The sequence below is a fragment of the Pseudomonas avellanae BPIC 631 genome (assembly GCF_000444135.1).
In the GTDB taxonomy this organism is placed as follows: Bacteria; Pseudomonadota; Gammaproteobacteria; order Pseudomonadales; family Pseudomonadaceae; genus Aquipseudomonas; species Aquipseudomonas avellanae.
Window position 1 is genome coordinate 1 of the sequence record NZ_ATDK01000376.1, and the last position, 4,647, is coordinate 4,647.

At 58.4% G+C, this 4,647-nt stretch carries 5 protein-coding genes and 1 pseudogene; 5 read left to right on the forward strand and 1 reads right to left on the reverse strand.

Annotation, left to right across the window (positions count from 1 at the left end):
• Positions 1–111 precede the first annotated feature (111 nt).
• From DW49_RS0122295 to DW49_RS01000000128745, 5 genes and pseudogenes are all read left to right on the forward strand, one after another.
• The gene (locus DW49_RS0122295) at positions 112–396 is read left to right on the forward strand and encodes a hypothetical protein (RefSeq protein ID WP_005617632.1); all 285 of its coding nucleotides are present in this window, start codon (positions 112–114) and stop codon (positions 394–396) included.
• Positions 397–533: 137 nt separating this feature from the next.
• A complete protein-coding gene (locus tag DW49_RS0122300; protein WP_005617631.1) occupies positions 534–875 on the forward strand; it encodes an FKBP-type peptidyl-prolyl cis-trans isomerase in 342 nt (113 codons plus the stop codon).
• A 130-nt stretch (positions 876–1,005) separates the two neighbouring features.
• A complete protein-coding gene (locus DW49_RS0122305; protein ID WP_003383427.1) occupies positions 1,006–1,233 on the forward strand; it encodes a hypothetical protein in 228 nt (75 codons plus the stop codon).
• 41 nt (positions 1,234–1,274) lie between these two features.
• Positions 1,275–1,979, forward strand: coding sequence for a YoaK family protein (locus tag DW49_RS0122310; protein ID WP_005617629.1), 705 nt, complete (start codon positions 1,275–1,277; stop codon positions 1,977–1,979).
• Between the two features lie 65 nt (positions 1,980–2,044).
• Positions 2,045–3,006: pseudogene (locus DW49_RS01000000128745) on the forward strand (class I SAM-dependent methyltransferase).
• A 46-nt stretch (positions 3,007–3,052) separates the two neighbouring features.
• On the opposite strand, the gene DW49_RS0122320 reads toward DW49_RS01000000128745, so the two are convergent.
• Positions 3,053–4,576 carry a HAMP domain-containing methyl-accepting chemotaxis protein gene (locus DW49_RS0122320; RefSeq protein WP_024421025.1) on the reverse strand — a complete coding sequence of 508 codons (1,524 nt, stop codon included), beginning with the start codon at positions 4,574–4,576 and terminating at the stop codon, positions 3,053–3,055.
• Positions 4,577–4,647: the final 71 nt, after the last annotated feature.

Consider the following 4,647-nt stretch of genomic DNA (forward strand, 5'->3'; position numbering starts at 1 on the left):
AAGTGAACAGCATTGCGTCATAGACGGGCTTTTTTCGTTTTCAGCTTTTGTATTCGGTGCCGCCGAGCACCGCAAGCATTCCGTTTTATTAACATTTGAGGTCATATCCCTATGCTGCGTATTGTTGTCGTTCATCTGTTCCAGTGGTTCAAGCGCCTGTCGTCCGCCCTGCTCTCGCGCGGCCCGGATGACAACTACTCGCGCAGTTTCACACGGGAAAACGATGAGGACGGAGGCCGCTGGACGTTCGTCTCGATTGCCATCGTGCTGACCCTCAGCCTTTATTGCCTGGCAGGCCTGGGCTACTACGCCAAGACCAACATCTGGGACGGCTTCACCGAGCAGCAGAAAGAGAACATCGCCCAGGCCATGGTGGTCAGTTCGCAGAATCTCTGACAGACACTTTGATTGGCCTGCAACGGGGAAGCGAAAGCTTGCCCGTTTTTGTTTGATCAGCTTGTCATCGAATCGCTTTTCTGCGAGAAAGCCTTCCCGCGACATTCACTGAGCGCGCTTTACCCGGAAGCCCCGCAATGAGCAAAGAACTACAGATTTCCGATCTGCACATCGGTGAAGGCAAAGCAGCGGTCAAAGGTGCGTTGATCACCACTCATTACACCGGAACCCTGGAAGACGGCACGGTCTTCGACTCTTCGCACCAGCGCGGCAAGCCGTTCCAGTGCGTGATCGGCACCGGGCGCGTTATCAAAGGCTGGGATCAGGGCCTTGTTGGCATGAAGGTGGGAGGCAAGCGCACACTGTGCGTCCCCGCTCATCTGGCCTATGGCGACAGGACCATGGGCGCGCATATCAAGCCGGGCGCTGACCTTACGTTTGAAATAGAGCTGCTTGAAGTGTTGACCCGCGACGATTGAGCGCCCGGCCTTGTAGATCGCCTTGGATCGGCCGATAACTCCAAGGCTCAGGCATCAGCCTGATTGCTTGTTATCGCGGAAAAAGCGATGCTCCGGGTATGGAATTCAAGGTCTTGGCACAGGAACACGTATGGCGCTCAATAAGTCGACCCAGGAGCTGAAGCGGCACTTGAAAGGGACAGCAACCAACCTCGAGAGCACGGCAGAAGAAATTCTCAAGCTCGCTTCACAAATGAAGGATGTTGACGTCACTGCGATCTTGCAGATGGTCAATCGGCTTTACAGCGATGCCGACCAGCTCAAGGCTTACGCAGACGAGGTCAGGGCGAAAAGAATCGTCCGCGCCAAGCCGCTATGAACGGCTGAAGCCACTGTTTCAACTGGTCCAGAGGACCTGCGATGCTGCCACCGCCCATAAATGCCAGCGCCAGCCCACGGCAGTTGCACCTGCAGAAATGGCGTGGCAGGGTCGGCATGTGCCTGGTGGCGAGCCTGTCGGTGCTGGCAGGCATGACCGATGCCATCGGCTTCATGGCCACCGGCGATTTCGTCTCGTTCATGAGCGGCAACACCACTCGCCTCGCGGTAGCAATAAGTGATGGCGACTTGAGCGTCACACTCCGTCTGGCCCTGGCCATCCTTGCGTTTATCGCCGGCAATGCACTGGGCGTTGTCGTTGCGCGCCTGGGCAACCGACGCGCCCTGCCCTTGCTGCTGGCTATCGCCACGCTCTTGTGTGCCGCTGCGGCTTGGCCGTTGGCGAACAACATGCTCGCCCTGATCTGGGCGATTCTGGCGATGGGCATGCTCAATGCCGCTGTCGAGCAGGTCAACGGGCTGCCGGTGGGCCTGACCTACGTGACCGGCGCGCTGTCGCGACTGGGGCGCGGCCTGGGCCGCTGGATGCTGGGCGAACGCCGGGATGGTTGGCGCATTCAACTGGTCCCGTGGGCCGGGATGTTCATCGGTGCAGTGATCGGCGCGTTGCTTGAACATCGTCTGGGGCTCGATGCCTTGCTGGTCAGCGCCAGCCTGTCAGCGTTACTGGCGCTGGTGTCGCTGAAAATCCCACATCGCTGGCAGCGACAGTACATGCCACGCTGAACCCCATGATTCCCATTCGCTGAAATACGTTTACCATACGCCGCCTTTCATAACCGACCTTCGTCATGACCCCTGAAGCACTCGCGATTCTGCAACAGCACCTGCTCGACGCCCTGAGCGAGGTACCCGATGAAACCCGCCGCCTGTTCCACGGCCGTGGTCGCGTGTGGCCGGGGCTGGAGCACATTACGGTCGACTGGATGCAGGGCGTGGTGCTGGTTTCGGTGTTCAAGGAGCCGCAAGCGTCCGAACTGGCCGCACTGACGCACCAGTTGAACGCGCTGATCGAAGCGCCCCAATGGCAAAAAAGCCAGGCTCACACCCTGCTGCTGCAACACCGCTACCTGCCGCAAAGCACAACGCAGTGGCTGACCGGCGAGGTCGTGGATGAATGGGTGATCAGCGAAAACGGCCTGCGTTATAAGGTCGACTTCGGCAAGAAGCAGAACAGCGGGCTGTTTCTGGACATGCGCTACGGCCGTGAATGGGTGCAGGCCCAGGCAAAGGGCAAGCGCGTCCTGAATCTGTTCGCGTACACCTGCGGCTTCTCGGTTGCGGCAATTGCCGGTGGAGCCGACCATGTGGTGAACCTGGACATGGCCCGTGCCGCGCTGAATCGCGGTCGCGAGAACCATCGGCTCAACGACCACGATCTGGGCCGGGTGACGTTCTGGGGCATGACCTGTTCAAGTCCTGGGCCAAGGTGACTCGCTCGGGGCCTTACGACCTGATCATCGTCGACCCGCCCTCCTTCCAGAAAGGCAGCTTTATGCTCGACAAGGACTACCAACGGGTCTTGCGTCGCCTGCCCGAATTGCTTGAAGAGGACGGTCAGGTGCTGGCGTGCATGAACGACCCCGCGCTGGGGCCGGACTTTCTGATTCAGCACACTGCGATCGAAGCCCCCTGCCTGCGCTTCGAGCAACGCCTGGAAAACCCGCCGGAATTCCCGGATGCACGAGTCGATGGCGGTTTGAAGGCGCTGGTGTTCAAGGCTGAAGGCTTGAGTCGCACAGGCTGGGCGTAAACCCCGTCAAGAGCTTTGATCAAGCCTTCGAGCCAGCAGAGGTCAATCAGACTGAAAACCTCGCCACCAGACGGCTCAGGTCCACCGCCAGACGGGACAGTTCCTGGCTGGCTGTAGAGGTCTGGCTGGAAGCAGAAGAACTCTGGACCGACAAATCGCGAATGCTCACCAGGTTCTCATCGACCGAACGGGCCACATGAGCCTGCTGTTCGGAGGCTGTAGCAATCATCAGGTTGCGTTCATTGATGTGACTGATCGAGGTGGTGATCTCTTTGATTGCGACACCCGCCTGCTGAGCAATCAGCAACGTTGCGTCGGTTTCCGCATTGCTCTGCTTCATCGACTGGACGGCCCCACTGGAGTTTTTCTGAATACTCTGGATCATCTGTTCGATTTCCTGGGTAGACGTCTGAGTGCGGTGGGCCAGCGCCCTGACCTCGTCGGCGACCACAGCAAACCCGCGCCCCTGTTCACCCGCGCGGGCGGCCTCGATGGCAGCGTTGAGGGCCAGCAGGTTGGTCTGTTCGGCAATCGCGCGGATGACATCGACCACCTTGGCGATGTCCTGCGCCTGATGGGCCAGCCCTTCTACTTCGACGCCGGTTTTGTCCACGGTGTTGCTGAGCTTTTCCAGTGCTGCAATGGTCTGGCCGACGCAATCCTGGCCGGTTTGCGCAGACTTTTCACAGGCCTGGGTGGAGGTCGAGGCGGCGACCGCATTGCGCGCGACTTCTTCAATGGCGGCGGTCATCTGGTTGACCGCCGTGGCGGCCTGCTCGGTTTCCATGGTCTGGCGCTGAATGCCTTGGGTGGAGTCCTGAGTGATCGAACTCATTTCTTTGGCGGCCGAGGCCAGCAGGCCCGACGCGTCAGCGATGTGTTGAATGGTGCCCTTGAGGCTCGAAAGCATGGTTGCGGTGGCTTTTTGCAGTTCGGTCAGCTCATCAGCCCCGGTGATGTCCACCGTGGTGCGCAAGTCGCCTTCGGCGATTCTGCGGGTTGAATCGAGCAATGCCTGAACGGGTCTTGCGATGCTACGGGTGAATAGCGTGGCAACGATCAAGGTAATAATCACCGCCAGAATAATCAGTGTCAGGGTAACAGTCAGCCCACTTTCATAATTTTTATCCGCTATCGCCCCTGATTGTTCTGCGCCCTTGACGTTCACTTCGATCAATTGTTCTATCGATGTTTGCAAGGCCTTCGCCTGCGGGCTGGTAATGTCACGGATAAATACGAATAATTCGCTGTCGGATTTGCTTTTGCTAAGTTCAACCAGCTGGTCAATTTTGTCGCTGTAGGCCAGCGCATCGGCTTTGACTTGCTTCCATACCTGCTCTTCCTGCGGGCTCGACACCAGTGGGCCATAAGTGTCAGCTGTTTGCAGTAAGGTATTTTTCAATCCGTTCAGTTTATTGACAGACTCGGGCGACTGTCGCTGATCATCCATGACAAAGCGTCGTGCGTCGAGGCGATACAACAATCCGGCCGTTTCTATGCGCCCAGCCTGCCTGACGCTGGGCAGCCAGTCAGTCTGCAACTGATCGGCGGACTCGTGAAGCCCGTTCATTTTTATGACTGGGCGGTTTCAGAGGCTGAGTGCAACACCCGGCTATTGAGTTAGGGATGGACTCTCATGAT

Coding starts and splice junctions, on each gene's coding strand:
- DW49_RS0122310 (WP_005617629.1), top strand. CDS start 1,275: ATGCTGCCACCGCCCATAAATGCCAGCGCCAGCCCACGGCAGTTGCAC.
- DW49_RS0122300 (WP_005617631.1), top strand. CDS start 534: ATGAGCAAAGAACTACAGATTTCCGATCTGCACATCGGTGAAGGCAAA.
- DW49_RS0122305 (WP_003383427.1), top strand. CDS start 1,006: ATGGCGCTCAATAAGTCGACCCAGGAGCTGAAGCGGCACTTGAAAGGG.
- DW49_RS0122320 (WP_024421025.1), bottom strand. CDS start 4,576: ATGAACGGGCTTCACGAGTCCGCCGATCAGTTGCAGACTGACTGGCTG.
- DW49_RS0122295 (WP_005617632.1), top strand. CDS start 112: ATGCTGCGTATTGTTGTCGTTCATCTGTTCCAGTGGTTCAAGCGCCTG.